The 26,410-nt window shown below is 71.8% G+C and carries 22 protein-coding genes; 17 read left to right on the top strand and 5 right to left on the bottom strand.

All coding sequences use genetic code 11. From position 1 onward, the window contains the following. Positions 1 to 45 precede the first annotated feature (45 nt). Complete coding sequence (locus tag XM48_RS02330) at positions 46 to 936, bottom strand: carbohydrate kinase family protein (RefSeq protein WP_052961242.1); 891 nt, start codon at positions 934 to 936, stop codon at positions 46 to 48. Then, on the bottom strand, positions 933 to 1,850 hold the full coding sequence (locus tag XM48_RS02325) for a pseudouridine-5'-phosphate glycosidase (RefSeq protein ID WP_046454166.1): 918 nt from the start codon (positions 1,848 to 1,850) through the stop codon (positions 933 to 935). The genes XM48_RS02330 and XM48_RS02325 overlap by 4 nt, the downstream gene beginning before the upstream one ends. 199 nt (positions 1,851 to 2,049) lie before the next feature. Here XM48_RS02325 and XM48_RS02320 point away from each other — a divergent pair, with 199 nt between their 5' ends. The 8 genes from XM48_RS02320 (at position 2,050) to XM48_RS02285 (ending at position 12,077) form a co-directional block, all read left to right on the top strand. Beyond that, on the top strand, positions 2,050 to 3,156 hold the full coding sequence (locus XM48_RS02320; RefSeq protein ID WP_052961241.1) for a LacI family DNA-binding transcriptional regulator: 1,107 nt from the start codon (positions 2,050 to 2,052) through the stop codon (positions 3,154 to 3,156). Further along, the gene (locus XM48_RS02315) at positions 3,153 to 4,175 is read left to right on the top strand and encodes a BMP family protein (protein ID WP_052961240.1); all 1,023 of its coding nucleotides are present in this window, start codon (positions 3,153 to 3,155) and stop codon (positions 4,173 to 4,175) included. The genes XM48_RS02320 and XM48_RS02315 overlap by 4 nt, the downstream gene beginning before the upstream one ends. Before the next feature lie 84 nt (positions 4,176 to 4,259). Next, entirely contained in the window at positions 4,260 to 7,064 is a 2,805-nt protein-coding gene (locus XM48_RS17395) for an ATP-binding cassette domain-containing protein (protein ID WP_084820890.1), read from the top strand. Then, a complete protein-coding gene (locus XM48_RS02305) occupies positions 7,064 to 8,029 on the top strand; it encodes an ABC transporter permease (protein WP_046454165.1) in 966 nt (321 codons plus the stop codon). Before XM48_RS17395 ends, XM48_RS02305 begins: the two co-directional genes overlap by 1 nt. 22 nt (positions 8,030 to 8,051) lie before the next feature. Continuing rightward, the gene (locus XM48_RS02300; protein WP_231580774.1) at positions 8,052 to 9,122 is read left to right on the top strand and encodes a nucleoside hydrolase; all 1,071 of its coding nucleotides are present in this window, start codon (positions 8,052 to 8,054) and stop codon (positions 9,120 to 9,122) included. Between the two features lie 115 nt (positions 9,123 to 9,237). Beyond that, complete coding sequence (locus XM48_RS02295; RefSeq protein WP_046454164.1) at positions 9,238 to 10,176, top strand: nucleoside hydrolase; 939 nt, start codon at positions 9,238 to 9,240, stop codon at positions 10,174 to 10,176. A 2-nt stretch (positions 10,177 to 10,178) separates the two neighbouring features. Beyond that, positions 10,179 to 11,132 carry a nucleoside hydrolase gene (locus XM48_RS02290; RefSeq protein ID WP_046454163.1) on the top strand — a complete coding sequence of 318 codons (954 nt, stop codon included), beginning with the start codon at positions 10,179 to 10,181 and terminating at the stop codon, positions 11,130 to 11,132. A gap of 9 nt (positions 11,133 to 11,141) precedes the next feature. Continuing rightward, positions 11,142 to 12,077 (top strand): ribokinase, encoded by a 936-nt coding sequence (locus tag XM48_RS02285; RefSeq protein WP_046454170.1) that lies wholly within the window; start codon positions 11,142 to 11,144, stop codon positions 12,075 to 12,077. Between the two features lie 138 nt (positions 12,078 to 12,215). Here XM48_RS02285 and XM48_RS02280 read toward each other — a convergent pair whose 3' ends face one another. Further along, positions 12,216 to 13,625, bottom strand: a complete 1,410-nt coding sequence (locus XM48_RS02280; protein WP_046454162.1) for a glutamate decarboxylase — start codon at positions 13,623 to 13,625, stop codon at positions 12,216 to 12,218. A gap of 114 nt (positions 13,626 to 13,739) precedes the next feature. On the opposite strand from XM48_RS02280, the gene XM48_RS02275 reads away from it, so the two are divergent. Next, a complete protein-coding gene (locus XM48_RS02275; protein WP_046454161.1) occupies positions 13,740 to 14,207 on the top strand; it encodes a DUF1801 domain-containing protein in 468 nt (155 codons plus the stop codon). Between the two features lie 106 nt (positions 14,208 to 14,313). Beyond that, positions 14,314 to 14,940 (top strand): GNAT family N-acetyltransferase, encoded by a 627-nt coding sequence (locus XM48_RS02270; RefSeq protein ID WP_046454160.1) that lies wholly within the window; start codon positions 14,314 to 14,316, stop codon positions 14,938 to 14,940. Between the two features lie 31 nt (positions 14,941 to 14,971). Here XM48_RS02270 and XM48_RS02265 read toward each other — a convergent pair whose 3' ends face one another. Both XM48_RS02265 and XM48_RS02260 read right to left on the bottom strand, forming a co-directional pair. Beyond that, a complete protein-coding gene (locus tag XM48_RS02265; protein ID WP_046454159.1) occupies positions 14,972 to 15,949 on the bottom strand; it encodes a zinc-binding dehydrogenase in 978 nt (325 codons plus the stop codon). A 161-nt stretch (positions 15,950 to 16,110) separates the two neighbouring features. Beyond that, complete coding sequence (locus tag XM48_RS02260; protein WP_231580772.1) at positions 16,111 to 16,665, bottom strand: flavin reductase family protein; 555 nt, start codon at positions 16,663 to 16,665, stop codon at positions 16,111 to 16,113. A gap of 212 nt (positions 16,666 to 16,877) precedes the next feature. Here XM48_RS02260 and XM48_RS02255 point away from each other — a divergent pair, with 212 nt between their 5' ends. The 7 genes from XM48_RS02255 to XM48_RS02225 all read left to right on the top strand — a co-directional run bounded on the left by XM48_RS02255 (position 16,878) and on the right by XM48_RS02225 (position 26,381). Further along, positions 16,878 to 18,209: an LLM class flavin-dependent oxidoreductase gene (locus tag XM48_RS02255; protein ID WP_046454158.1), complete on the top strand. Its 1,332-nt coding sequence runs from the start codon at positions 16,878 to 16,880 to the stop codon at positions 18,207 to 18,209. Next, complete coding sequence (locus tag XM48_RS02250; RefSeq protein WP_084820886.1) at positions 18,206 to 20,101, top strand: NtaA/DmoA family FMN-dependent monooxygenase; 1,896 nt, start codon at positions 18,206 to 18,208, stop codon at positions 20,099 to 20,101. The genes XM48_RS02255 and XM48_RS02250 overlap by 4 nt, the downstream gene beginning before the upstream one ends. After that, positions 20,098 to 21,210 (top strand): amino acid ABC transporter permease, encoded by a 1,113-nt coding sequence (locus XM48_RS02245; protein ID WP_046454157.1) that lies wholly within the window; start codon positions 20,098 to 20,100, stop codon positions 21,208 to 21,210. Before XM48_RS02250 ends, XM48_RS02245 begins: the two co-directional genes overlap by 4 nt. After that, a complete protein-coding gene (locus XM48_RS02240) occupies positions 21,207 to 22,013 on the top strand; it encodes an amino acid ABC transporter ATP-binding protein (RefSeq protein ID WP_046454156.1) in 807 nt (268 codons plus the stop codon). Before XM48_RS02245 ends, XM48_RS02240 begins: the two co-directional genes overlap by 4 nt. Positions 22,014 to 22,103: 90 nt before the next feature. Beyond that, positions 22,104 to 23,141, top strand: a complete 1,038-nt coding sequence (locus XM48_RS02235; protein ID WP_084820884.1) for an ABC transporter substrate-binding protein — start codon at positions 22,104 to 22,106, stop codon at positions 23,139 to 23,141. A 97-nt stretch (positions 23,142 to 23,238) separates the two neighbouring features. Then, positions 23,239 to 24,264: an ABC transporter substrate-binding protein gene (locus XM48_RS02230; RefSeq protein WP_046454155.1), complete on the top strand. Its 1,026-nt coding sequence runs from the start codon at positions 23,239 to 23,241 to the stop codon at positions 24,262 to 24,264. Further along, positions 24,261 to 26,381 carry an FAD/NAD(P)-binding domain-containing protein gene (locus tag XM48_RS02225; protein ID WP_046454154.1) on the top strand — a complete coding sequence of 707 codons (2,121 nt, stop codon included), beginning with the start codon at positions 24,261 to 24,263 and terminating at the stop codon, positions 26,379 to 26,381. Before XM48_RS02230 ends, XM48_RS02225 begins: the two co-directional genes overlap by 4 nt. Positions 26,382 to 26,410: the final 29 nt, after the last annotated feature.

Here is a 26,410-nt window from a genome sequence, read left to right as displayed (position 1 = left end):
GCGCCGGTCCGGCCGCGCTCGGAACGCGACCGGACCCGCGCCGGTTCAGGCGGTGACGTGCGCGCCCGGCTGCCCGAGCACCCGCGCCGCCGCCGCGATCCCGCGCTGCGCGGCATCGGCGGGCTCGGCCCCGTCCGCGACGGCGAGCAGGAATCCCGCGGCGAAGTGGTCGCCGGCGCCGGTGGTGTCGGTCACCTCGCCGATGGGCGGCACCGGCACCTCGAGGCGTTCGGCGCCCGTGCGGATCACGACGGGGTCGCCGCCGTGCTTGATCACGACCGTGCGCCCGGCGGGCGGTTCGACGAGGTCGAGCCCGAGCAGTGCCGCCTCGTCGTCGTTCGCGAACACGAGCTGCGGGCCGATCTCGTCGAGGATCCCGCGCACCCGCTCGGAGCCGAGCCAGGTGATGAGCCCGGCCGACGAGGCGTCGACGCTGACGGGGATCCCCCGCCGGGTCGCCTCGACGCACAGGCCGTGGAACACCGCGGCCTCCGGGGTCGTCTCGAAGCCGTAGAGGGGCACGTGCAGGCGCGAGGCGCCGTCGAGCCAGCTCGGGTCGAAGGGCTCGACCTCCTTGGCGGTCGCGCGGTCGGGCAGCATGGTGCGCTCGCCCGATCGGTCGATCAGGATCACGATCGTGCCCGTCGTGCCGGCGACCTGCGCCCGCGTCTCGACGCCGACCCGCTCGAGGTCGGACACGAGCCGCTCGCCGACGCCGTCGTCGCCCACGCGGGTGAGGAGCCGGGGTCGCCCGCCGTGCACGGCGAGCGCCGTGGCGACGTTCGCCGCGCTCCCGCCGCGCACCCGGAAGATGCGTGACCGGGTGTCGGTGCCGTAGGCGATGTCGTCGTCGGCCCACACGACGATGTCCTCGACGAGGTCGCCGGCGACCGCGATCACGGGTGCGCCCGCATCGCCGTTCACCGCGGTGCTCATTCCGAGAGGGCGCTCAGCGACAGCGCGATCTGCGCGCCGAGGTCGACGTTGCCGCGGTAGGCCGCGAGGTTCGCCGCCATGCTCTCGCCGCCGGTCGACTTCGCGAAGTAGTCGAGCAGGAACGGGGTGGAGTCGTGCCCGTGGATGCCGTTCTCGTCCGCGGCGGAGAGCGCCTCGGCGAGCACGCGGTCGTGCAGCTCGGGCGAGAGCTGCAGATCGGCCGACACGGGGTTCGCGACGAGCAGCGTCGAGTCGATGCCGAGCGCATCGCGGGCGACGGCGATGCGCGCGGCCTCCTCGGGGCTGCCGATCGAGTACTCGATGTCGAAGCCGGAGTCGGCGACGTAGAAGCCCGGGTAGTCGGTCGTGCCGTAGCCGACGACCGAGAGGTTCAGGGTCTCGAGGCGCTCGAGGGTGAGGCCGATGTCGAGGATCGACTTCACGCCGGCGCTGACGACGACGAGCGGGAGGCCCGCGAGGGTGCCGAGGTCGGCGGACTCGTCGAAGGTCGTCTCGGCGCCGCGGTGCACGCCGCCGAGGCCGCCCGTCGAGAAGACGCGCACGCCCGCCTGCACGGCGAGGTAGGCGGTCGCCGCGACGGTGGTGCCCGCGCTGAGGCCCTTCGCCACCGCGATGGGCAGGTCGCGCAGGCTGGCCTTGACCGCGGAGTCGTCGCGCGAGAGGCCGACGAGCTCGTCGGTCGAGAGGCCCACGGTCGGAGCGCCGTTCACCACGCCGATGGTCGCGGGCACGACGCCCGCAGCGCGGACGCGCTCCTCGGTCTCGAGGGCGAGCTCCTCGTTCGCCGGGCGGGGGAGCCCGTGGGTCAGGATCGTCGACTCGAGCGCGAGCACCGGGCGCCCGTCGCGCACCGCCTCGCGGACCTCGTCGGAGACACGTACCGCATTCGTCATTTCTGCTGCCCTTCGTCGCGCATGTGATCGGAAGAGTCCACCCTATGGAGGGCGATGCTCCCGGGGCAAGGGGTGGCTCAGGTTGCGGTTCGATAACGGAGATTGACGTGCGGGGCGCGCGGGTATTCACTGATCTCCAGTGTTGAAACCCGCGTAACATGCCTGCGAACACGATGGAGTGCGGAAAGGGGTGGGTGCTGTGGTCGGACGAGTCGATGTCGCGCGCCTCGCCGGGGTGAGCCCCGCCGTCGTGTCGTACGTGCTGAACGATTCCCATCCCGTCGCCCCCGCCACCCGTGAGCGGGTCGTCGCCGCGATCGACGAGCTCGGCTACCGGCCCAACGCGCTGGCCCGCAGCCTCGCGACGGCGCGCACGCACACCCTCGGCCTCCTGCTCCCCGAGTCGGCCAACCCCTACTTCGCGCGGCTGTCCTCGGCGATCGAGGACGCGGCGTTCGAGGACGGCTTCGCCGTGCTCCTCGGCAACGGCGTCGACAGCACCGCGCGCGAGCTCGGCTACGTGCGCGCGTTCCTCGACCGCCGGGTCGACGGCATCATCGCGGTGCCCGGCGGCGACTTCGCCGAGGGATGGCGCGAGCTGCAGGCCGCCAAGGTGCCCGCGGTCTCGCTCGACCGCCTGCAGGCCGGGATCGACCTGCCCTCGGTCGTCGTCGACAACGCCGGCGGCGCGCGCGCCGCGACCGAGCACCTGATCGAGCACGGACGCACCCGGATCGCCTGCCTCACCGGCGGCGAGGGCCTCTCGTCCGCGCAGGAGCGCGTCATCGGCTGGCGCGGCGCGCTCGCCGACGCGGGGCTCCCCGCCGAGGACCGCCGCCTCGCATTCACCCCGTTCAGCGTCGAGGCCGGCCACGCCGCCACGCTCGAGCTGCTCGAGCGCGATCCCGCGATCGACGCGATCTTCGCCGGATCCGACACCCAGGCGGTCGGCACGCTGCGCGCGCTCGCCGACGTCGGCCTGCGCGCGGGCGAGGACGTCGCGATCGTGAGCTTCGACGGCACGCCGATCAGCGACTACACGACCCCGCGCCTCACCACGGTGGTGCAGCCCTACGCCGAGATCGCGACCGAGGTGGTGCGCATGCTGCTCACCCTCATCGATGATCCCGCGCAGGACCGCAGCCGGCTGCACCGCGTGCTGCCGACCACGCTGCTGCGGCGCGACACCTGCGGATGCGGCCCGGCCGCGCGCTCGGACGCGGAGCGCGTCCCCGCGCTCGCCGGCGCCTCCGCCACGACGACTCGTATCGAACAGAACCAGACGGAACCGAAGGAGTTTCTATGAGAAAGCACATCACTGGCGCCGTGGCCCTCGCCGCGGTCGCCGCACTGGCCCTGAGCGGCTGCAGCTCGTCCGGCAGCGGCGGTGACAAGGGCGGCGACAAGTCGTACGCCGTCGCCAACGTCGTCAACGGAAACCTGGGAGACCAGGGCTTCTTCGACGACTCGGAGACCGGCATGGCCGAGCTCAAGAAGATGGGCATCGACACCAAGACGCTGCAGGCCGACGCGGGCAACCAGTCGCAGTGGAAGGCCAACGTCGAGTCGGTCTCGACCGGCAAGTACAACCTCGTCGTCGTCGGCACCTGGCAGATGAACGACATCCTGTCGGCCGCTGCGAAGAAGTTCCCGAAGCAGCACTACGTGATCTACGACTCCGCGGTCGAGGCGCCCAACGTGGCCTCGATCCAGTACGCGCAGAACGAGGGCTCGTTCCTCGCCGGCGTGGTCGCCGCGTCGACGGTCAAGAACCAGACCGGCCTCGCGAAGGGCTCGAAGAGCGTCGGCTTCGTCGGCGGTCAGGACGCGCCCCCGATCACCGACTTCTTCGCTGGCTTCGAGGCCGGCGTGAAGGCCGTCGATCCGAGCATGGAGGTCCAGAAGGCCACCGTCGGCGACTTCGTGAACTCGACCAAGGCCTACGACCAGGCAACGGCGATGTACCAGAAGGGCGCGGGCGTGGTCTACGCCGTCGCGGGCCAGGCCGGCCTCGGCGTGCTGAAGGCGTCGAAGGACTCGAACAAGTTCTCGATCGGTGTCGACAGCAACCAGAACCAGATCCAGCCGGGCCACGTGCTCGCCTCGATGCGCAAGTTCATCGGCAACTCGATCGTCACCGCGGTCAAGGCCGATCAGAAGGGCGAGCTGAAGTACGGCGCGACCACGACCTACGACCTGAAGAACAAGGGCGTCGGCCTCGACTTCGAGAACAACGGCGACCTCGTGCCCGCCGATGTGGTCAAGTCGGTCGAGGACTACACGGCCAAGATCGTCTCGGGCGAGATCACGGTCCCCAAGGGCTGATCCTCTCCTCGGCCCGCGACCGGTCGATCCTCGGATCGACCGGTCGCGGACCGCCACCCGCTTTCAATTCGGAAGGAAGCCGCTGTGTCAGACGCGACACCGATTCTGGAGCTCCGCGGAATCACCAAGACCTTCGGCGAGAAGGTCGCGAACGAGGACATCTCGCTCGCCTTCATGCCCGGCCGGGTGCACGCCATCGTCGGCGAGAACGGCGCGGGCAAGACGACGCTGATGAACATGATCTCGGGCAATCTGCAGCCCGACGGCGGCGCCATCCTGTTCGACGGGACCGAGGTGTCCGTCGAGAACCCGAACCGGGCCGACGAGCTCGGCATCGGCATGGTGCACCAGCACTTCAAGCTCGTGCCGTCGCTGACGGTCGCGGCCAACATCTTCCTGGGCAAGGAGCCCACGACCGGGCTCGGGCGCCTCGATCAGAAGGGCATGCAGGCGAAGGTCCGCGAGCTCTCCGAGCGCTTCGGCCTGGCCATCGACCCGACCGACGTGATCGAGGACCTCTCGGTCGGCGAGCGGCAGCGGGTCGAGATCCTCAAGGCGCTCTCGCACGACACGCGCCTCCTGATCCTCGACGAGCCGACCGCCGTGCTCACCCCGGCCGAGGCCGACGAGCTGTTCGTCGTGGTACGGCAGCTGGCCGACCGCGGCTGCGCCGTCGTCTTCATCTCGCACAAGCTCGGCGAGGTGCTCGCCATCGCCGACGACATCTCGGTGATCCGCGACGGGCGCGTCGTCGGCACCCAGCCCGCGGCGGGCCTCACGCAGACCGACATCGCGACGATGATGGTCGGCCGCGAGGTGCTGCTGCGCATCAAGCACACGCCCGCGAACCCGAGCGACGAGGTGCTCAGCGTCGAGAACCTCACCGCGGTCGACGCCCGCGGCATCCTCGCCCTCCGCGACGTATCGCTCGCGATCCGCCGCGGCGAGGTCGTCGGCATCGCCGGCGTCGAGGGCAACGGCCAGTCCGAGCTGACGGCCGCGATCGCGGGCATGATCGACGTGCCGCGCGGCACGATCCGGATCTCGGGCCAGGACGTGACCCGGGCGACCGTCGCGAAGCGGCGCGAGATCGGCCTCGCCTACGTGCCCGAGGACCGGCACGAGGAGGGCGCCGGCCCGTCGCTCTCGATCGCCGAGAACATCGCCGCCACGAAGCTGCGGGCCCCGCTCGTGCGCTTCGGCTGGCTGTCGCTCGCGAAGACCCGGCAGCTCGCGCAGAAGCTGATCGCCATGTTCGACGTGCGCGGCGCTGCGCCGAGCACCCGCATCGGCGACCTGTCGGGCGGCAACATGCAGAAGGTGCTCATCGCGCGCGAGTTCACCTCCGACCCCGAGCTGCTGGTCATTTCGCAGCCGACCCGCGGCGTCGACGTCGGCGCAATGGAGTTCGTGCACAACTCGATCGTCGCGGCGCGCGACCGCGGTGCCGGTGTGCTGCTCGTCTCGGCCGACCTCAACGAGGTCATGAGCCTGTCGGACCGCCTGCTCGTGATGTTCCGCGGCGAGTTCGTCGCCGAGTTCACGCAGGACAACATGAGCGAGACCGCCGTCGGCCTCGCCATGGCCGGGACCCGGCCGACGCCCGAGGCGCTCGCCGAGGCCGAGGCGGAGCACGCGCGCGTCGCCGACGAGCTCGGGCTCGACACGGAGGTCGTCGCCGCGATCGAGGCCGACGCCTCCGTCGCGACCGTCACCGAGAGCGTCGATGTCGCGGCACCCGAGTTCGACACGACCGCCGTCTCGGTGCAGCGGAGCCTCGACGAGGCCGCGGCCGAGCCGAAGGGCAACTTCTTCGCGGGCTTCGCGAGCAAGGCCTTCGAGAGCGCGAAGCAGCCGGTCATCGCCGTGCTCGTCGCGCTCGTCGTCGGCGTGTTCGTGATCCTCGCCATCGGCAAGAATCCGATCGACGCGTACGTGGCGCTCTTCACCTCCGGGTGGAGCGAGTCGTTCGGCATCTCGAACATCGTGGCGACGTTCATCCCGCTCGCGGTCATCGCGTCCGCGACGATCGTGTCGTTCCGCGCCGGCTTCTTCAACATCGGTGCGGAGGGCCAGCTCTACTTCGGCGCCTTCTTCGGCGCGGTCGCCGGCGTCTCGTGCCAGGGTCTCCCGCCGCTCGTGGTCATGCTCGTCGTGCTCGTGGTCGGTGCTCTCGCGGGCGCGATCTGGGGCTTCCTGCCCGGCTGGCTGTTCGCCTCGTGGCGCGTCGACATCGTCGTCACCACCCTGCTGCTCTCCGAGGTCGCGAAGCTCATCACCCGCTTCCTCGTCACGGGCCCGTTCAAGGATCCGACCGCCGGCTTCGAAGCCTCGAAGAAGCTGCCGGACGGCGTGCAGTTCACCATGTTCAGCCCCGAGTACGGCATCGGTCCCGACCTCGTCATCGCGCTGATCGTCGCGGTGGGCATCGCGCTGCTGCTCGGCCGGACCCCGTGGGGCCTCAAGGTCAAGCAGCTCGGCGAGATGAACCGCTTCGCGCAGTACACCGGCGTCTCGGTGAAGGCGATGTCGATCCAGGTCATGATGCTCTCGGGCGCCGTCGCCGGCATCACCGGCGCGCTGCTCGTGCTCGGCCCCAACGGCGGCCGCTTCGTGCAGGCGTTCTCGCCCGGCTACGGCTTCCTCGCCATCACCGTGGCGCTGCTCGCCCGACTCAACCCCTGGGCCTCGCTCGTCGCGGCGCTCTTCTACGCGACGATGATGGCGGGTTCCACCGGCCTGCAGGACATCGACGTGCCCTTCCCGGTGGTCAGCGTGCTCCAGGGCATCATCATCATCGCGATCACCGCCACCTTCGTGTGGAACCGCCGAAAGAAGCGCGCCGTCGTGCCCAGTGCGGGCGCCGCGACCGAAAGGAGCGCAGCCTGATGGATCCCATCCTCCTGATCACGGCGATCCTCGCCGTCGTCCTGCTCAAGGTCACCCCGATCCTGCTCGCCGCGATCGGCGGTTCCTTCACCCAGACCGGCAACGTGCTCAACATCGGTCTCGAGGGCATGATGCTCATGGGCGCGTTCGCGGCCGTCTCGGTCGGCGCGATCACGAACGCCTTCGTCGGCATCTTCGCCGCACTCGTCGCGGGCCTCGTCATGGCCGTGATCTTCGCGGTCGCCGTGCTGGTGTTCAAGGCCGACGCGATCGTGGTCGGCATCGGTATCAACCTGCTCGCCGCCGGCCTCGCCGTGCTCCTGCTCACCGTGCTCTACGGCAACGCGGGCGCGACCCCGCCCGGCGTGCAGGCGAACCTGCCGAAGATCAACCTCGGCGTGATCGGCGACATCCCGGTGCTCGGCACCATGCTGAACAACCAGACGATCCTCGTCTGGGTCGCGCTGCTCGCGGTGCCGGCCTACGCCTTCGTGCTCTACCGCACCCGCTACGGCGTGCACCTGCGCGCGGTCGGCGAGGACGAGGCGGCCGCGATGGCCGCCGGCATCAACGTGTTCCGGGTGAAGTTCATCTCGATCCTGCTGTCGGGCGCCTTCGCGGGCGTCGCGGGCGCGCAGCTCGCGATGGCGACGGTCGGCACCTTCACCTCGGGCATGACCGCGTCGCGCGGCTTCATCGCGGTCGCGGCGCTGACCTTCGGCCTCGCCCGGCCCTACCGCACCATGATCGCCTGCCTGATCTTCGGCGTCGCCGAGGCCCTCGCCGACCAGCTCGGCCTGCTCGGGGTCAACTCGTCGCTGTCGCTCACGCTGCCCTACATCATCACGATCATCGCCCTGGTGTTCGCGTCGGTGCGCGTGCGCGCCGCGTTCAAGGCCCGCACGAAGAAGGCGCTGCAGGCCGCGGACGCCGCGGCTCCCGCCGCACCGGCCGCGACCGCCTAGGCGGACCCACGTCCTGCGGTTCGTGAGCGCGAGCCGCGAGCCGCAGGACCCCTCGTTCACCGTCATCCTGCGCGAGCTCGCGAGTCGCAGGATCCATCACCTCCAGGAGACCCACGCAATGGAACGCATCATCCTCGACTGCGATCCGGGGCACGACGACGCGATCGCGATCCTGCTCGCGGCCGGCAACCCCGAGATCGAGCTGCTCGGCATCACGACCGTGGCGGGCAACAACACGATCGAGAACGTGACCACCAACGCGCAGGCCGTCTGCCAGGTGGCGGGCATCGACGTGCCGATCGCGCGCGGGGCGAGCGAGCCGCTCGTGACCCCGCAGATCGTGTCGCACGACATCCACGGCGGCACCGGCATGGACGGCCCCGTGCTGCCCGAGATCACGGGCGAGCTGGATCCCCGGCACGCGGTCGATTTCATCATCGACACGGTGATGGCCGAGCCGGCCGGCACGGTCACGCTCGTGCCCGTCGGCCCGTTCACGAACATCGCGCTCGCCATGCGCAAGGAGCCCCGCATCATCGAGCGGGTCAAGGGCGTCGTCGTGATGGGCGGCTCGTACACGCGCGGCAACGTGACGCCGAGCGCCGAGTACAACATCTACGTCGACCCCGAGGCGGCCGAGGCCGTGTTCCGCGGCGCATGGCCCGTCACCATGGTCGGCCTCGACCTCACCCACCAGGCGCTCGCGACGCAGGAGCTGCAGGATCGTGTGCGCGCGGTCGGCGGCGAGGTCGCGCAGTTCGTGCTCGACATCTGGGGTTTCATCGGCAAGACCTACGAGGACGTCTTCGAGTTCCCGGCCCCGCCCGTGCACGACGCCTGCTGCGTCGCCTACCTCATCGACCCGGCCGTCATGAAGACGGAGGCGGCGCACGTCGCCGTCGAGCTGCACGGGCAGTGGACGAAGGGCATGACCGTCGTCAACTTCGCGGACCGGCCCGGCATGCACCACTCGACGGGCGTCGCCGTCGATCTGCAGGATCACCGCGCGCAGGTCGCCACCGAGCTCGACTGGGATCGCTTCGCCGACCTGGTCGCCGGATCCATCGAGCGGATCGCCGCCCGGTCCGCCTGACGTCCCGCCGCTCGACCAGCGGCCGCCCGACCGTCATCCTGCGGGAGCCGCCACCACTACCGTCATCCTGCGCGAGGCACGAGTCGCAGGATCCACCATCGACCAGGGAGTGAACATGCCCCGTCCCATCATCATCGACACCGATCCCGGCATCGACGACGCGCTCGCGATCATGCTCGCCGCCGCGAGCCCCGAGATCGACCTGCTCGGCATCGTCGCCGTCGCCGGCAACGTCGGGCTCGAGAAGACGGCCCCCAACGCGGCCGCGCTCGCCGACCTGCTGCGGCTCGACATCCCCGTCGGCAGGGGCGCGGCCGGGCCGCTCTGGCGGCGCGACACCAAGCCGGCCTGGGACGTGCACGGCGAGGACGGCTTCGGCGGATACACCCTGCCGGCCTCGACCCGCGTGCTCGAACCGGGCGTCCCGCTCATGGCGCGGCTCATCGAGCAGAGCGCCGATCCCGTCACCGTCGTCGCGATCGGTCCGCTCACCAACATCGCCGGCCTCATCACGCACTACCCCGAGACGGCGCGCAAGGTCGAGCGCTTCGTGATCATGGGCGGCGGCACCCTCGACCGGCTGGGCAACACGACGCCCGCGGCCGAGTTCAACATCTACTACGACCCCGACTCCGCGGCGAAGCTCTTCGACTTCGGCGTCCCCATCACCATGGTCGGCCTCAACGTGACCGAGCGCGCCCTCGTCGGACTCCAGCACCTGCCCGACCTCGTCGCGTCGGGCGGACCTGCTGCGAAGATGGTGGAGCACATGATGGGCAACTACCACTCCGAGCCGACCGAGGACGGCATGGCGCAGCACGACTCCGTCGCGCTGGCCGCCGCCCTCGACCCGAGCATCATCGAGACCGGTCACTACTTCGTCGACGTCGAGAACGTCGGCCGCCTGACCTCCGGGATGACTGTGGTCGACTTCGCCGGGCACAGCGGCGAGCAGCCGAACTGCGACGTCGCGCTCTCGGTGGACCTGCCCCGCTTCCGCGCCCTGCTGAACACCCGCGTCGCCCAGCTCGACGCCCGCCTGAAGGAGTCCTGAACATGACCACCAAGATGATGCTCGATTGCGATACCGGCGTCGACGACACGATGGCGATCATGTACGCCGCGCTGCACCCCGAGATCGAGCTCCTCGGCATGACCACCGTGTGGGGCAACGTCGACGTGCCGCTCGCCACCCGCAACACGCTGCGGGTGCTCGATCTCGTCGGCCGGGGCGACGTGCCGGTCGCGCAGGGCGCCGCGGGCCCCCTCACCGGTGGCCACGCCGAGTTCGCGTACAACGTGCACGGTCGCGACGGCCAGGGCAACGCGGGCGACGACAAGCCCGTGCGCGCGGCGTCCTCGCAGAGCGCCGTGCAGCAGATCATCGACACCGTGCGCGCGCACCCCGGCGAGGTCTGGCTCGTGCCCGTCGGCCCGCTCACCAACATCGCGGCCGCGCTCGCGGTCGATCCCGAGCTGCCGAGCCTCGTCGCGGGCGTCTCCCTCATGGGCGGCACCACGATGGCTCCGGGCAACGTGTCGCCCGTCGCCGAGGCGAACATCTGGCACGACGCCGAGGCCGCTGCCGCGGTGTTCCGCGCGCCGTGGAAGATCATCATGGCGGGCCTCGACGTCACCATGAAGATCATCATCACCCCCGAGCACAGCGAGCGGCTCGCCGCCGGCGGCGAGGTCGGGCAGTACATGGCCCGGATCATGCAGCACTACGGCGAGTTCTACCGCGACAACTCCTTCGGCACCTGGAGCTGCGCGATGCACGACACGATCGCCGTCGCCGCGGCCGCGGGCACGCTCGACGTGCGCCTGGCGCCCGTCGTGAACGTCGAGGTCGACACGACCGGCGGCCCCGGCCACGGCCAGACCGTCGCCGACCTGCGCGGCGTCTACCGCGGCTACCCCGAGCAGGAGGGCGCGCACTGCACCGTGCTGCTCGACGTCGACGACCGCATCGCCGACGAGGTCGTCGACCTCATCGCGGCGCAGGCCTGAGGGGTGCCGATGACTGACGTGGCGGTGGTCGGCAGCGCGAACGCCGACCTGGTGGTCGAGGTTCCGAGGCGGCCGGGCGGCGGCGAGACGCTGATCGGCGGCGAGCTGCGCACCCTGCCGGGCGGCAAGGGGGCCAACCAGGCCGCCGCCGCTGCGCGCAGCGGGGCCGCGACGGCGTTCGTCGGCTGCGTCGGCGACGACGGCAACGGTGCGTTCCTGCGCTCGCGCCTCGTCGAAGCCGGTGCCGACGTGTCGGCGCTCGCCTCCGTCGAGGCCGCCACGGGCACCGCGATCATCCTGCTCACGCCCGACGGCGAGAACTCCATCGTCGTGTCGCCGGGCGCGAACCACGCATTCGATCTCGATGCGGCGGCCCGCGTCTCCTCCGTCTGGGAGGGCGCACCCGTGGTCGTGCTCAGCCTCGAGATCCCGCACGAGACGGCGTTCCACGTCGCCGCGGCCGCCGCGGCGGCCGGATCCCGGGTGCTGCTGAACGCCGCACCGTCGGTGCTCGTCGGCCGCGAGGTGCTGCAGCACTGCGATCCGCTCGTCGTGAACGAGCACGAGGCGCTCGAGGTGCTCGGCGCCTCCGAGAGCGATCCCGATGCCGACGACTACGCGCGGCTCGCGCAGCGCCTGCTCGCCGCGGGCGCCCGCTCGGTCGTGGTGACCCTCGGCTCCGAGGGCGCGCTGGTCGCCGAGGGCTCCGCCGAGGCGCCCGAGATCGAGACCGTGCCCGCCTACCGCGTGACCGCGGTCGACACGACCGGCGCGGGCGACGCGTTCGTCGGCGCGACCGCCGCCGAGCTCGCGCGCGGGCGCTCGCTGCGCGAGGCCGTGCGCTTCGCGACCGCCGTGTCGGCCGTCGCCGTGCAGCGCGTCGGCGCCCAGTCCTCGTACGCGGACCGCGCCGAGGTCGAGGAGTTCATCGCCGCACGGGCGTAGGGTGCGCTCTGCGCCACCCACCTTCGAGTGAACGCTCGTACACGAAATAGCGCGTCATTCCGTGTACAAGCGTTCACTCGGCAGCGGCAGCGGCAGCGGCGGGCGCACGAACAGGCGCGCGCTCGCCCGGCAGCGCTCCTAGTGCGCGAACCCGCCCGAGCGGGTGGGGCGCGGTAGCGGTGCGTCGAGGGCCTCCAGGTAGGCGACCTCCTCGCGGATCACGTCGAGCAGCGACTCGGCGAGGTCCATCGAGAGGCCGTTGCGCACGACGATCCGCTGCACCGTGACCTCCTCGAGGTCGGCGGGCATCGGGTAGGCGGGCACGAGCCAGCCGCGCATGCGCAGCCGGTCCGACAGATCGAAGAGGTTCCAGTTGCCGCTCCAGCCGGGCCGCAGCCGCCACGCGAACACGGGGATCGTGGATCCGTCGCTCACGAGGTCGAACTGCGGCATCGCCGCGATCCCCGCCGACAGGTGCACCGCGACCTCGCTCGATTCCGCCTGGATCCGGGTGTAGCCCTCGCGGCCGAGCCGCAGGAACAGGTAGAACTGCAGCAGCACCTGCGCGCCGGGCCGCGAGAAGTTGAGCGCGAGGGTGGGCATGTCGCCGCCGAGGTAGCTGACGCGGAACACCATCGACTCGGGCAGCGCTGCGGCGTCGCGCCACACCACCCAGCCGAGGCCGGGGTACACGAGCCCGTACTTGTGCCCCGACGTGTTGATCGACGCGACCCGGGGCAGCCGGAAGTCCCAGACGAGCTCGGGCTGCAGGAACGGCGCGATCATGGCGCCCGAAGCGCCGTCGACGTGGATCGGCACGTCGAGGCCGCGCGCCCGCTCGATCTCGTCGAGCGCGGCCTGGACCCCGGCGACGTCCTCGTAGGCGCCCGTGTAGGTGACGCCGAGGATCGCGACGACGCCGATGGTGCGCTCGTCGACGTACTGGTCGAGCTGCGAGCCGTCGAGCCACGGGTGCTCGTCGCTCACCGGCACGAAGCGGGGCTCCACCTCGAAGTAGTTGCAGAACTTCTCCCAGCACACCTGCACGGCGCTCGACATCACGAGGTTCGGCTTCGCCGTGTCGGCGCCGGCCGCCTCGCGGGCGTGCTGCCAGCGGCGTTTGAGCGCGAGGCCGGCGAGCATGCACGCCTCGCTCGATCCGATCGTCGAGGTCGCGGGGGAGGCCGCCGCGTCGGGGGCGTGCCAGAGATCGGCGAGGATCCGCTGGCAGTACTGCTCGATGGCGGCGGTCTGCGGGTACTCGTCCTTGTCGATCATGTTCTTGTCGAACGCGTCGGCGTAGAGCTGCTTCGCCTCGTCGTCCATCCAGGTGGTGACGAAGGTGGCGAGGTTGAGGCGGGCGTTGCCGTCGAGCATGGTCTCGTCGTGCACCACGTGGTACGCGGTGAGCGGGTCCATGCCGGCCTCTGAGAGCCGGTGCTTCTCGACCGTCGGCGCGTCCGATGCGCGGCGGTGCAGGGGGTTCACGGTGATGCGATCGCGGGACACGGATCCTCCGTTCGTGAGGGTGCTTCCTCCGCTCACCATAGCCCGGCGGGGTGTGCGGGGGATCGATCAGTTCCGGAGAAGCGGGTGCCGCGTCGCGGGACCTAGGCTGACCTCATCGCCCGGCGACGTGCCGGGCCCGGACGAGGAGTGATCATGGCGAAGGCGGACGAGCCCACGTTCAGCGCCGAGGAGCGCGCGGCGATGCAGGCGACCGTGAAGGAGCGCACGAAGTCGCGCTCGCGCAAGAAGGTGGATCCCGAGACCGCCCGTCGGGAGGGCGAGGCTGAGGTGCTCGCGAAGATCGCCGAGCTCGACGGCGAGGATCGCCCGCTGGCCGAGGCCGTGCACCGCCTGGTCGGCGAGAACGCGCCGCACCTGATCCCGCGCACCTACTACGGCATGCCGGGCTACGCGGGCGCCGACGGCAAGATCGTGCTGTTCTTCAAGCCGAAGGCGAAGTTCAAGGTGCGCTACGCGACGATCGAGTTCGAGTGGGCGGCGCAGCTCGACGACGGCGATCTCTGGCCGACCCGTTACGCGGTGACGGCGCTGAACGACGCGGATCTCGCCTTCCTCGCGGAGCGGATCCGCACGGCCGCACCCGCCGAGGACGAGGGATAGCGGCGGACCGGGGGTGCCGGCCGGGGCGTCCCGGTCGTTACGCTGAGGATCGACGGCGCTGCGGTGGGAACGCGCGGCGCGACCCGCTCCCGTGGAAGGACCCAGCATGACCCTCTCGCACCCCGGCACGCTGACCGGACGCCTCGTCGCCCTCGAACCCCTCGCCGAGGATCATCGCGACGGCCTGGCGGAGGCGGTGCGGGATGGAGAGCTCTGGCGCGCCTGGTATACGTCGGTGCCGACGCCCGACGGCATGGGGGAGGAGATCCGGCGGCGTCTGCGGCTGCAGGACGAGGGATCGATGATCCCGTTCGCCGCCCGCCGGCTCGATACCGGTGCGCTGATCGGCATGACGACGTTCATGAACATCGACGCCTCGGTGCCGCGGGTCGAGATCGGTTCCACGTGGAACGCGCTCAGCGCGCAGGCGTCGGGCACCAACCCCGAGTCGAAGCTCATGCTGCTGCGGCACGCCTTCGAGGTGTGGGACTGCCCGGCGGTCGAGTTCCGCACCGACTTCCTCAACCAGCAGTCGCGCGCGGCGATCGCGCGTCTGGGCGCGAAGCAGGACGGAATCCTGCGCGCGCACAAGCGCATGCCCGGCTACGTGCGCGACACGGTCGTGTTCTCGATCCTGCAGCACGAGTGGCCCGGGGTGCGCACGGGGCTCGAGGCGCGCGTGCTGCGTCACCTCGAACGCCGCGGCGAGAATCTGCCGCCGCAGCTGGGGTAGTCGCCGGTCGCCTCCGAAGGCGCCGTTACCCCTACGGCTGCAGCAGCACCTTGCCGGCGCGTCCGGGCGCGAAGTTGCGCGCCGCCGCCTCGGCGATCTGCTCGAGCGGGTAGGCGTGGTCGACGGGCAGGGTGACCGTGCCATCGACGATCCGAGCCACGAGCTCGGTGAACAGCTCGCGCTGCCGCTCGACCGGGGTGACGGCCGAGACCTTGGTGCCCCAGAAGCCGCGCACGGTCAGCTGCTTGAAGATGATGTCGGTCGAGGCGAGTTCGAGCGCGGGCGACTCCATCGCGCCGAAGATCACGAGGGTGCCGCCGGTGCCGAGCAGCGACAGCAGCTCGCCGGCGGACGCTCCGCCGACCGAGTCGATGGCGCCGAGGATCGGGGATCCGCCGGTGATCTCGGCGACGCGCTCGCGCCAGCCGTCGTCGTCGGTCGCGACGGCGTGCGGCACGCCCTCCGCAGCGAGGGCCGTCACGGCGTCGGCGCGGCGCACGAGCGAGACTGCGCCGATACCGCGCGACTCGGCGAGCTGGGCGACCATGCGCCCGACCGCGCCGTTGCCGGCGTTGAGCACGAGCCAGTCGCCCGCGACCAGCCCGAGGGAGTCGAGCACGCTGATCGCGCTGAACGGCATGGATCCGAGCTGGGCGACCTGCTCGTCGCTCAGGGCGTCGGGCACGGGGATCGCGGACTCCGCCGCGACGAGGAAGGCCTCGGCCCAGGTGCCGCTGCCGCGCCCGACCGAGACGCGCTGCCCGATCTCGAGGCCCGTGACGCCCGCGCCGAGCGCGTCGATCGTGCCGCCCGCCTCGCTGCCGGCGAGCGCCGGAAGCTCGGGACGGATCCCGTAGCGGCCCATGACGGTCAGCAGGTCGTGGTTGTGGATCGGGGCGAAGCGGGTCCGCACGCGCACCTGTCCCGGTCCGGGCTCGGGCAGCGGCGCGTCGTGCACCGCGAGCACCTCGCCGGGGCGGCCGAATTCGGAGTAGCTGAGTGCGCGCATGGATCCTCGTCTCGTCGCGGTGGTTCTCGTCGCGTGATCGCGTTCGTCCGCAGGCTACTCCGCGGATCCGTGCGGAGGGATGGAATCCGGCGCGAACTCGCTCGCGGCGAACGGGATGCGCGCAGCGCGAACGCGGTGCGCGGTGCGCACGGGCCGGCCGCTCAGATCATGTACTCGAGTTCGCGGTAGGCGCCGCGGTAGAAGAGCAGGGGTTCGCGCTCGGGGTCGGTGGAGATGCCGGTGACGCGGACGAGGAAGATGAGGTGGTCGCCCGCCTCGACCTCGCGCTCGATCTCGCCGGCGACCCAGCCGGTGACGGCGTCGAGGGTGGGGGCGCCGTTGCTCTCGGACGGGTGCCAGGCGACGCCCTGCCACTTGTCGGTGCCGGAGCGCGCGAACTGGGAGCTGAGGTGCTGCTGCTCGGCGCTCAGGAAGTTGACGACGATGCGGCCGTGCTCGCGCACCGAGGCGAGGCTCTGCGAGGTGCGGGCGATGGAGAACGAGATGAGCGGCGGGTCGATCGAGACGCTGTAGAAGGACTGGCAGGTGAAGCCCACCGGGCCGTCGACCCCGTGGGTGGTGATGACGGTGACGCCGGAGGCGAAGCCGCCCATCGCGTCGCGGTACTCGCGGTCGTCGAAGCTGCGCGCGGCGGCCTGTTCGCCGCGCTCGGGCGGGGTCGCGACCGCGGTGACGGTGGTCGTTTCGGTGCTCACGCGCCGTTCTCCGTTTCCTCCGGCGAGGCGTCCGCCGGATTCGAGGTTCGTGCCGGGACCGGGCAATCGGACCGAGCCCCGCCCATAAGCTTGCAGCATGGCTTCCATAACGTGACGGAAAATGACGAACGGCCCCGATCGGCGCATTCCCGCACTGTCATCGAGCGTCATCTGCTTGATTCGAACCGACCGCTTGTTTATAAGCTACCGGCATGTCTCCCATAACTGGATCGAAATCGACCGACGCCCCGTTCACCATCGGCGTCGCGCTCGACGGCGCCGGCTGGCACCCCGCCGCCTGGCGCGAGCCGAGCTCGCGCGCCGAGGCCCTCTTCGCCGCCGAGACCTGGGTCGAGCTCGCCGAACTCGCCGAGGCGGCCGGGCTCGACTACCTCACCATCGCCGACGAACTGGCGCCCCAGAGCGATCCTGCGGGCGCCGACACCGACGGATCGACCGTGCTCGGCCGCCTCGACGCCGCGCTCCTCGCCGACTGGATCGCCCCGCGCACGAGCCGGATCGGACTGATCCCCACCGTCACCACCACGCACACCGAACCGTTCCACGTCGCCACCGGGCTCCAGACCCTCGACCACGTCTCGACCGGTCGCGCCGGCTGGCAGCCTCGGATCTCGGCCGACGCCGCCTCGGCCGCCGCGTTCGGCCGCAGACCCGCCCCCGAGATCGATCGCGACGCCGTCGCGTTCGGCGCCCCCGACGCCGGTCTCGACGAACTGCTCGCCGACGCCGCCGACTCGGCCGAGGCGGCCCGCCGCCTCTGGGACAGCTGGGAGGACGACGCCGAGATCCGCGACGCCGCCACCGGCCGGTTCCTCGACCGCGACCGCGTGCACCCCATCGACTTCGCGAGCGAGCGCTTCAGCATCGCCGGGCCCTCGATCGTGCCGCGCTCGCCACAGGGGCAGCTGCCCATCGTGGTGCTCGCGCACTCCGCGCCCGTCGCGGAGCTCGCGGCGCGAGTCGCCGACGTGGTGATCGTGACGCCCGAGAGCGCCTCCCCGCGAGCCGGAGCCTGGCGCGGCCGCTCGGTCGCCGAGATCGTCGCCGGGATCCGCGCCATCGAACGGGATCCCGGCATCGCCGAGGCCCGAGCCGCCTCGGGCCTCGGGCGGCTGCGGATCGTCGCCGACCTGGTGCTCGCCCTCGACACGGCCGAGGAACCCGCGGTGGAACGGCTGGTGCGCCTCGACGCGCTCGCGGGCTCGCCCTTCGCGGCGTCGAGCGACGCCCGGGTGCTCGCGGGATCGGCCGACGAAGCCGCCGAGCTGATCGCCGCGTGGCGGGCCGCCGGGATCGACGGCGTGCGCCTGCGCCCGCTGACCCTCCCCGCGGATCTGCGCACCATCGGCGCCGAACTGCTGCCGATCCTGCGCGAACGCGGGATCGCGGCCACGCCCGCCGGATCCACCGCCGGATCCGCCGCGGGCGCCGAACCCGACCCGACCGCCCACCACCTGCGCACCCGCTTCGGCCTCGGCCGCGCGGGCAACCGCTACGACACCCGAACGGAGGCCGCCGCATGAGCGCCGCACCCGAAACTGCCCGCAGGGTGCACCTCGTCGCCCACTTCCCGGGCGTCAACAGCACCACCGTCTGGAGCGATCCCGACTCGGGCAGCCACATCGACTTCGAGTCGTTCCGCCGCTTCGCGCAGACCGCCGAGCGCGGCCGCTTCGACTACGTGTTCCTCGCCGAGGGGTTGCGGGTGCGGGAGCACGGCGGCCGGATCCACGACCTCGACGTCGCCGGACGCCCGGCGACCCTCGCGATCCTCACCGCGATGGCGTCCGTGACCCGCAGCATCGGCGTGGTCGGCACGCTGTCGAGCACGTTCAACGAGCCGGTCGAGCTGGCCCGCCAGCTCGCGACCATCGACCACCTCTCGGGCGGCCGGGTCGGCTGGAACGTCGTGACCTCGCCCGATGCGTTCCACGGCGGCAACTTCCGCCGCGGCGGGTTCCTGCCCTACGCCGAGCGCTACACGCGGGCCGAGGAGTTCGTCGAGCTCGCGAAGGAGCTGTGGGACTCGTGGGAGGCGGGGGCGATCCTCGCCGACCGCGCCGCGGGCCGCTTCGTGGATCCGGAGCGGGTGCGCCGCGTGGTGCACCGCGGGCCGCAGTTCGACGTCAGCGCGACGAGCACGGTGCCCCGCAGCCCGCAGGGCTACCCGGTGATCGTGCAGGCGGGGGACTCGCCGGCCGGCCGCGACTTCGCCGCGGCGAACGCCGAGATCATCTTCTCGCGGCACACGGGCTTCGCCGACGGCCAGCGCTTCTACCGCGACGTGAAGGGCCGCCTGCCCGCCGCGGGCCGCACCGAGGAGTCGCTGCTGATCCTGCCCGGGGCCACCTTCGCGCTCGGCGACACCGATGCCGAGGCGCGGGAGCGCTCGCGCGAGATCGCGCTCGCCCAGACGAGCCCGCAGACGGCGATCGCCTGGGTCGAGGCGATCTGGGGCCGCGAGCTGCCGGGGCTCGACCCCGACGGCGCGCTGCCCGCGCAGGAGCCGGGCGACGGGGAGCAGCGGCAGGGGCAGGTCTCGACCCGCGTCGAGGACCGGGTGGCACGGGCCGAGCAGCTGCGCGATCGCGCGCGGCGCGAGGGGCTGACCCTGCGCGAGCTCGTCGCCGCCGAGACCGCGCAGCACACGCTCGTCGGATCGCCCGGGACCGTCGCTGCCGAGATCGACCGCTACGTGCGCGAGCGCGCCTCGGACGGCTTCGTGCTCGTGCCGCACATCACCCCGGGCGGACTCGACGAGTTCGTCGACCGTGTGGTGCCGCTGCTGCAGGAGCGGGGCGTCTTCCGCACCGACTACGAGGCGGATCCGGTGACGGGGGCCGCGCCGACGCTGCGCCGCACGCTCGGCCTGCCGACCCCGCCGCGCCCCCGCACCGAGGTGCGCCGGGTGCACGTCTCTGATCCCCTCGCGAAACCGCTGCTCGACGACCTGGAGCGCGAGTACGACGCACGCTACGGCGTCGAGGTGTTCGGCGAGCCGGCCTCGACCGAGCTCGCGCGCTACCCGGCCGAGGCGTTCGCCGAGCCCCACGGCGGGGCGTTCCTCGTGCTGCTGCGCGACGGCGAACCGATCTCGGGCGGCGCGTTCATGCGGCACAGCGACGACACGGCCGAGTTCAAGCGGATCTGGACCCGACCCGACCACCGTGGTCGCGGCGTCGCGAAGGTCGTGCTCACGGAGCTGGAGCGCGAGGCTGCCCGCCTCGGCTACTCGCGGGTCTACTTGACCACGGGCCCGCGCCAGCCCGAGGCCGTCGCGCTCTACCTGGGGCACGGCTACACCCCGCTCTTCGATCCCGCGCTCCCCGCCGACGAGGTCGGCGTGCACCCCTTCGAGAAGCCCCTGGCGCCGGTCGGCGCCGCGGGCGCGACGGCACAGGAGGCCGCAGCATGACCCTCACCGCAGACCCCACGACCGACGAGCGGACGGTCGCCGATCCCGCGAGCGCGGTCCCCGCGGCCGACCGGGATCCGGCGCGGCCGACCCGAACCGGATCCGACGGCGACGCCCTCCGCGTCGTGCCGCTGCGCCACTGGTGGCGCTGGGCGTTCAGCGCGGTCGCGGTGTTCGTGATCGCGCAGCTCGTCTGGACCCTGTTCGCCAACGAGCAGTGGCGCTGGCCGGTGTTCGCCGAGTACTTCTTCAACGATGCGGTGCTGCGCGGGCTCTGGCTGACCCTCTGGCTCACGGCGGTCTCGGCCGCGCTGGGATTCGTGCTCGGTGCGATCCTCGCCCTCGCCCGGCTCTCGGGCTCGGCCCTGCTGAGCTCCTTCGCCTGGGGGTACACCTGGTTCTTCCGCTCGATCCCGCTCGTCGTGCAGCTCGTGCTCTGGTTCAACCTCGGCTACCTGTTCCCGACGCTCGGGCTCGGCACCCCGTTCACCACCGACTTCTGGATCGTCGAGTTCGACACGACCCGCCTCATCTCGGCGACCGTCGCCGCGATCCTCGGCCTCTCGCTGCACCAGGCCGCCTACTCGGCCGAGATCATCCGCGGCGGGCTGCTGTCGGTGGATCAGGGCCAGATCGAGGCGGCGAAGGCGCTCGGGATCCCGCGCGGCCGACGCTTCTTCCGGATCGTGCTGCCGCAAGCGGCGCGCGCCATCGTGCCGAACGCCTTCAACGAGGTGATCGGCCTGCTGAAGGGCACCTCGGTCGTGTTCGTGCTCGCCCTGCCCGAGTTGTTCTACACGGTGCAGGTGGTCTACAACCGCAACCAGCAGGTGGTGCCGCTGCTGCTCGTCGCGGCCGTCTGGTACACGATCTTCACCACGGTGCTGAGCGTCGTGCAGTACGCGATCGAGCGCCGCTTCGCCCGGGGAACCGCGCGCGAGCTGCCGCCGACGCCGCTGCAGCGGCTGCGCTCGGCGATCCGCCGGGTCGGCTCGAGGCGATCCGGCGCCCGCCCCGGCTCCCGCCCGCGCGGGATCCCGGTCGCCCTGCCCGAGCACTCCGTCGCCGCGCTCCGCGCCGACGCGCGCTCCCTGGGAGGCGTCGCATGAGCGCCGTCGAGACCGTGGCCGCCCCCGCCGCTGCGCCCGCAGCCACCGGCCGCGTCGAGATCGCGGGCGTCCACAAGTCCTACGCCGCCGGTCCCGTGCTGAGCGACGTCTCGCTGACCGTCGAACCGGGCGAGGTGCTCGCCCTCATCGGTCCCTCGGGATCGGGCAAGTCCACCCTGCTGCGCGCGATCAACCACCTCGAGACGATCGATGCCGGCTCCATCACGATCGACGGCGACTACATCGGGTACGAGCGACGCGGGGACCGCCTGCACGAGCTGCCCGAGAAACGGGTGCTGCAGCGCCGCACCCGGGTCGGCATGGTGTTCCAGAACTTCAACCTGTTCCCGCACCTCACCGCCCTCGAGAACGTGATCGAGGCGCCTCTCGCGCTCGGCCGTTCGAGCCGGGCTGACGCCGTGGCCCGGGCGCGCGAGCTGCTCGCCTCGGTGGGCCTCGCCGACCGCGCCGAGCACTATCCGCGCCAGCTCTCGGGCGGGCAGCAGCAGCGCGTCGCCATCGCCCGCGCGCTCGCCCTCGATCCCGACGTGCTGCTGTTCGACGAACCGACGAGCGCGCTCGATCCGGAGCTCGTGGGTGAGGTGCTCGCCGTGATCCAGCGCCTCGCGCACCACGGCACCACCCTCGTGATCGTCACCCACGAGATCGCGTTCGCCGCCTCCGTCGCCGACCGCGTCGCGTTCCTCGACGGCGGCCGCCTGCTGGAGGTCGGGCCGCCCGAGCGGGTGCTGCGCGATCCCGAGCATCCGCGCACCCGCGAGTTCCTCGAGAAGGTGCTCTGACCCCGTCGGGCCCGAGCCGATCCGCCCGATCTCCGATCCCCGATCCACATCGACCATCCACCATCGCCTTCAGAATCAGGACCCCGCACCATGACTCCTCCTCCGCAGACCCCCGACCGCTCCCGCCACCGACGGCCCGGCCGCACGGCCACCACCGCGACCGCCTCGGCGGCCCTCATCGCCGTGCTCGCCGTCGCCGGCCTCGCCGGATGCAGCTCGTCCGGCTCCGCCGCCTCCGCGGTGGGCGACTCGTCGACCACGAAGTCCCCCTTCGACCTCTCGACCAAGAACCTGAAGGATCGCCCGCACATCGAACCCGTGCCCGAGGCCGTGGCCGCGCTCAAGGAGAGCGGTTTCACGCCCGTGCAGTCCGGCAAGCTGACCGTCGCGCTCGGCGCCTACGTGCCACCCACCTCGTTCCTCGCCGAGGATGACAACCGCACCTTCGTCGGCAGCGACCCCGACATCGCGAACCTCATCGCCGACGGCCTCGGCCTGAAGTTCGCCCCCGAGAACGTGGCCTGGGCCGACTGGCCGCTCGGCATCGAGTCGGGCAAGTACGACCTCGGTGTCACCAACATCACCGTGACCGAGGAGCGCAAGGACCTCTTCGACTTCGCCACCTACCGGCAGGACGTCGTCGCGTTCGAGGTGAAGAAGGGCAGCAAGATCACCAAGATCTCGAAGGCGGCCGACGTCTCCGGTCTCAAGGTCGTGGTCGGCAGCGGCACCAACCAGGAGAAGATCCTGCTGAACTGGTTCGCCGAGAACACGAAGGCCGGCCTGCCCCCGGGGGAGCCCGTCTACTACGAGGATCAGGCGGCCGCCGGCCTCGCCCTCTCCTCGGGTCGTGTCGACGCGATCCTCGGCCCGAACGCCGCGGCCTCGTTCCGCGCGGCGACCACCGGCCAGAGCACCGTCGTCGGCACCCTCAACGGCGGGTACCCCGCGACCGCCGAGATCGGCGCGACCACCAAGAAGGGCAACGGGCTCGCGAAGCCCGTGCAGATCGTGCTGAACCACCTCATCAAGAACGGCGAGTACGACACCGTGCTGAAGCGCTGGGCCACCGAGGCCGAGGCGATCCCCGAGTCCCGCATCAACCCGCCGGGCCTGCCCCGGCCCTGACGTCCGAACCGCCTGAACCGTCCCTCTCGTCCGCGGCCGGTCGCGCGATCCGCGACCGGCCGCGCCGCAGCCGTCCCGAACCCACCAGGAGCATCCCATGCCACTCGCCTCACGCCTTGCCCGCACCGGATCCGTCGCCGCCATGGCCGTCGTCGCGCTCGCGCTCGCCGCCTGCTCGGCGGTGGTCACCGACGCGGATCGCGCTGCGAAGCAGAGCGGGAGCGGTGGCGGATCGGCGCCGGTCGCGACGGCGGCGCCGAGCTTCGACCTCACCACGAAGAACCTCGCCGAACGCCCGCACACGAAACCCGTGGCCGAGGCGGTGCAGGCGCTCGAGCAGAGCGGATTCCGTCCCGTGCAGGCCGGGAAGCTCACGGTGGCGCTCGGCGGCGCTGGGGCCCCGCCTACCTCCTTCTTCGCCGAGGACGACGCCCAGACGATCATCGGCAGCGATCCCGACCTCGCCTCGCTCATCGCCGAGGGCCTGGGCCTCGAGTACGCGCCGGAGAACGTGGCCTGGGCCGACTGGCCGCTCGGCATCGAGTCGGGCAAGTACGATCTGGCGCTCACCAACATCGGCGTCACCGAGGAGCGCAAGGAACTGTTCGACTTCGCGACCTACCGCGACGCCGTGATGGGCTTCGTCGTGGCCGACGGCAGCGCGGTCAAACGGATCACCGAACCGAAGGACGTGTCGGGGCTGAAGGTCGTGGTCGGCAGCGGCACCAACCAGGAGAAGTTCCTGCTCGACTGGATCGCGCAGAACCGCAAGGCCGGACTGCCGCCCGGAGAGGCCGTGTACTTCGACGACTTCGCCGCCGGGCAGCTCGCCCTGAAATCCGGTCGCGTCGACGCGAGCATCCTGCCCTACTCGCTGGCCAAGTTCCAGGAGCAGACCGCGGGCGAGACCCGCGTGGTGGGCAAGTTCAACAGCGCCTACCCGGTCAGCGGCGAGGTCGGCACCGTGTCGGCGAAGGGCAGCGGGCTCGCGAAGCCCGTGCAGATCGTGATCCAGCACCTCATCGACGACGGCACCTACGCGAAGGTGCTGCAGCGCTGGGGCCAGAGCGAAGAGGCCGTGCGCACCTCGCAGCTCAACCCGCCCGGACTGCCGAAGCCATGAGCGGGGATCGGAGGACCGCCGACGAACCGGTCGTGCGGATCGTCGGCATCGGAGCGGGCCCGGCCGCCGCGATGCTGCTCGAACGCATCGCCGCCAACCGGGCCGAGCTCGCGCCGGGTGTCCGGATCGAGCTGCGGCTCGTGGATCCGCACCCGCCGGGCGGCGGACGCATCTGGCGCAGTGCGCAGTCGCCCCTGCTGAAGCTCAACTCCATGCTCGCCGACGTCGCGTTCTTCACCGACGCATCGTGCCGGATCGAGGGGCCGGTCTTGCCGGGCCCCACGCTCGCCGAGTGGGTGCGTGAGGTCCGCGAGGGTGCGATCCCGGCTCCCGCCTGGGCCGACGCCGAGCTGTTCCGCGAACTCGCCGAGATCGGCGAACGCGACTTCCCGACGCGGCGGCTGAACAACGCCTACCTGAGCTGGGCGGTCGACGAGACGCTGCGACGGAGCGGGGCGGCCGGGGTCGCCGGCGGTGCTGGAGGTGCTGGCGGTGCCGGTGCCGACTCCGGTACCGCCGGAGTCGCGGGATCCGGCGGCCTCTCGGTCGAATGGGTGCGCGATCGCGCCGTCGACGTCGAACCGGGGTGCAGCGAGAGCGGCGCCCCGCACCGGGTCCGGCTCGCCTCCGGAGCGGAGCTGACGGCCGACCTCGTCGTGCACGCGCTCGGGCACAGCGGAACGCTGCCGTCCGACGAGTCGATCCGCCTCGGCGCCTTCGCAGACCGGCACGGGCTCGGCTACATCGCGCCCGCGTTCACGGCCGACGTCGACCTCGACGGGGTGCCCACCGGAGCCGACGTGATCGTGCGCGGCATGGGCCTCGCGGCGATCGACCTCGTCGTGCTCCTCACCGAGGGGCGCGGCGGCCGCTTCGCCCGTGACGCCGACGGCTCGCTCGGCTACCGGCCGAGCGGGCGCGAGCCGATCCTGCATCTGGGATCCCGCCGCGGCGTGCCGTACCGCTCCAAGATCACGACTGCCCTCGCGGGCGACCCCGTGCGCCTGGAGTACCTGGGGACGGAGTTCCATGCGACGCTCGCCGAGCGTGCCGAACAGGCGGAGCGCCTCGATTTCGAGCGCGACGTGTGGCCGCTCGTCGTCGCCGAGCTCACCACCGGCTACTACCGCGAACTGAGCACCGGGCACCCCGGACGCGTGACCCTCGACTGGGTCGAGTTCGCACCCCGGCTCCGAGCGGCGCTCGATACGCGGGATCCCGGGGTGCTCGCCGCGCTCGCCGCCGCGCACGTGCCCGATCCCGAGGACCGGTTCGACCTCTCCGTGTTCGACCGGCCGCTCGCTCAGGCGCCCGATCCGGAGGGGGACGCCGGTGCGAGCGGGTTCGCCGCGTCCGGTGGGTTCGCCGTGGGATCCGGTGGGTTCGCCGCGGAGGCCGTGCAGGATCGGGTCCGGGCGCACATCGCGCAGGATCTGCGGCACCGCACCTCGCCCGAGCACAGCGCGACCCTCGCCCTCTTCCTGACCGCGCTGCACGTCTACCTGTCGCTCGCCGAGATCCCGGGGGAGCGGTGGAACGCGCGCAGCCGCGTCGAACTGCTGCCGGGGCGCTGGCACGCGTTCTTCAGCTATCTCGCGAGCGGGCCGCCCGGGCATCGTCTCGAGGAGCTGCTCGCGCTGGCGGACTCCGGGATCGTGCGGTTCCTCGGCGCGGACGTCGAGCTCGTGGCCGACGAGGACGCGGGGATGTTCCGAGCGTCGGGATCCGCCGCGGTCGCCGGCGGTACGGCGCGTTCCGGCGTCTCGGCGCGCGTGCTGATCGACGCGTGGCTGCCCGAGGCGCGCGCTTCGCGCAGCGACGATCCGCTGTTGCGGCGGCTCGTGGAGCGCGGCGTGATGCGGGAGCTCGCCGTCGTCGAGCGGGGCGAGCGGTTCACCACGGGCCGCGTCGAGGCGTCGCCCGAGGGGCGCCTGCCCGGTGCGCCGCGGCAGTACGCCGTCGGCCCGTTCGTCGCGGGCCTCACCGGTGGGGCGTTCACCCGCCCGGGCTTCGACTCGCTCCCGTTCCGGGTGCACGACCGCTGCGCCCGGGCCGTGCTCGCCGACGCGGTGGCTGCCGCCGCCCGGGCCGCGGTGCCGGTCGGCGCTGAGGTCTGAGCCGCGGCCCCTGCCCTGCCCTGCCCTGC

The organism is Leucobacter sp. Ag1 (genome assembly GCF_000980875.1).
Lineage (GTDB): Bacteria > Actinomycetota > Actinomycetes > Actinomycetales > Microbacteriaceae > Leucobacter > Leucobacter iarius.
The sequence above is the reverse complement of the archived record's forward strand: the minus strand, read 5'-3'. Positions and strand labels throughout refer to the sequence as shown.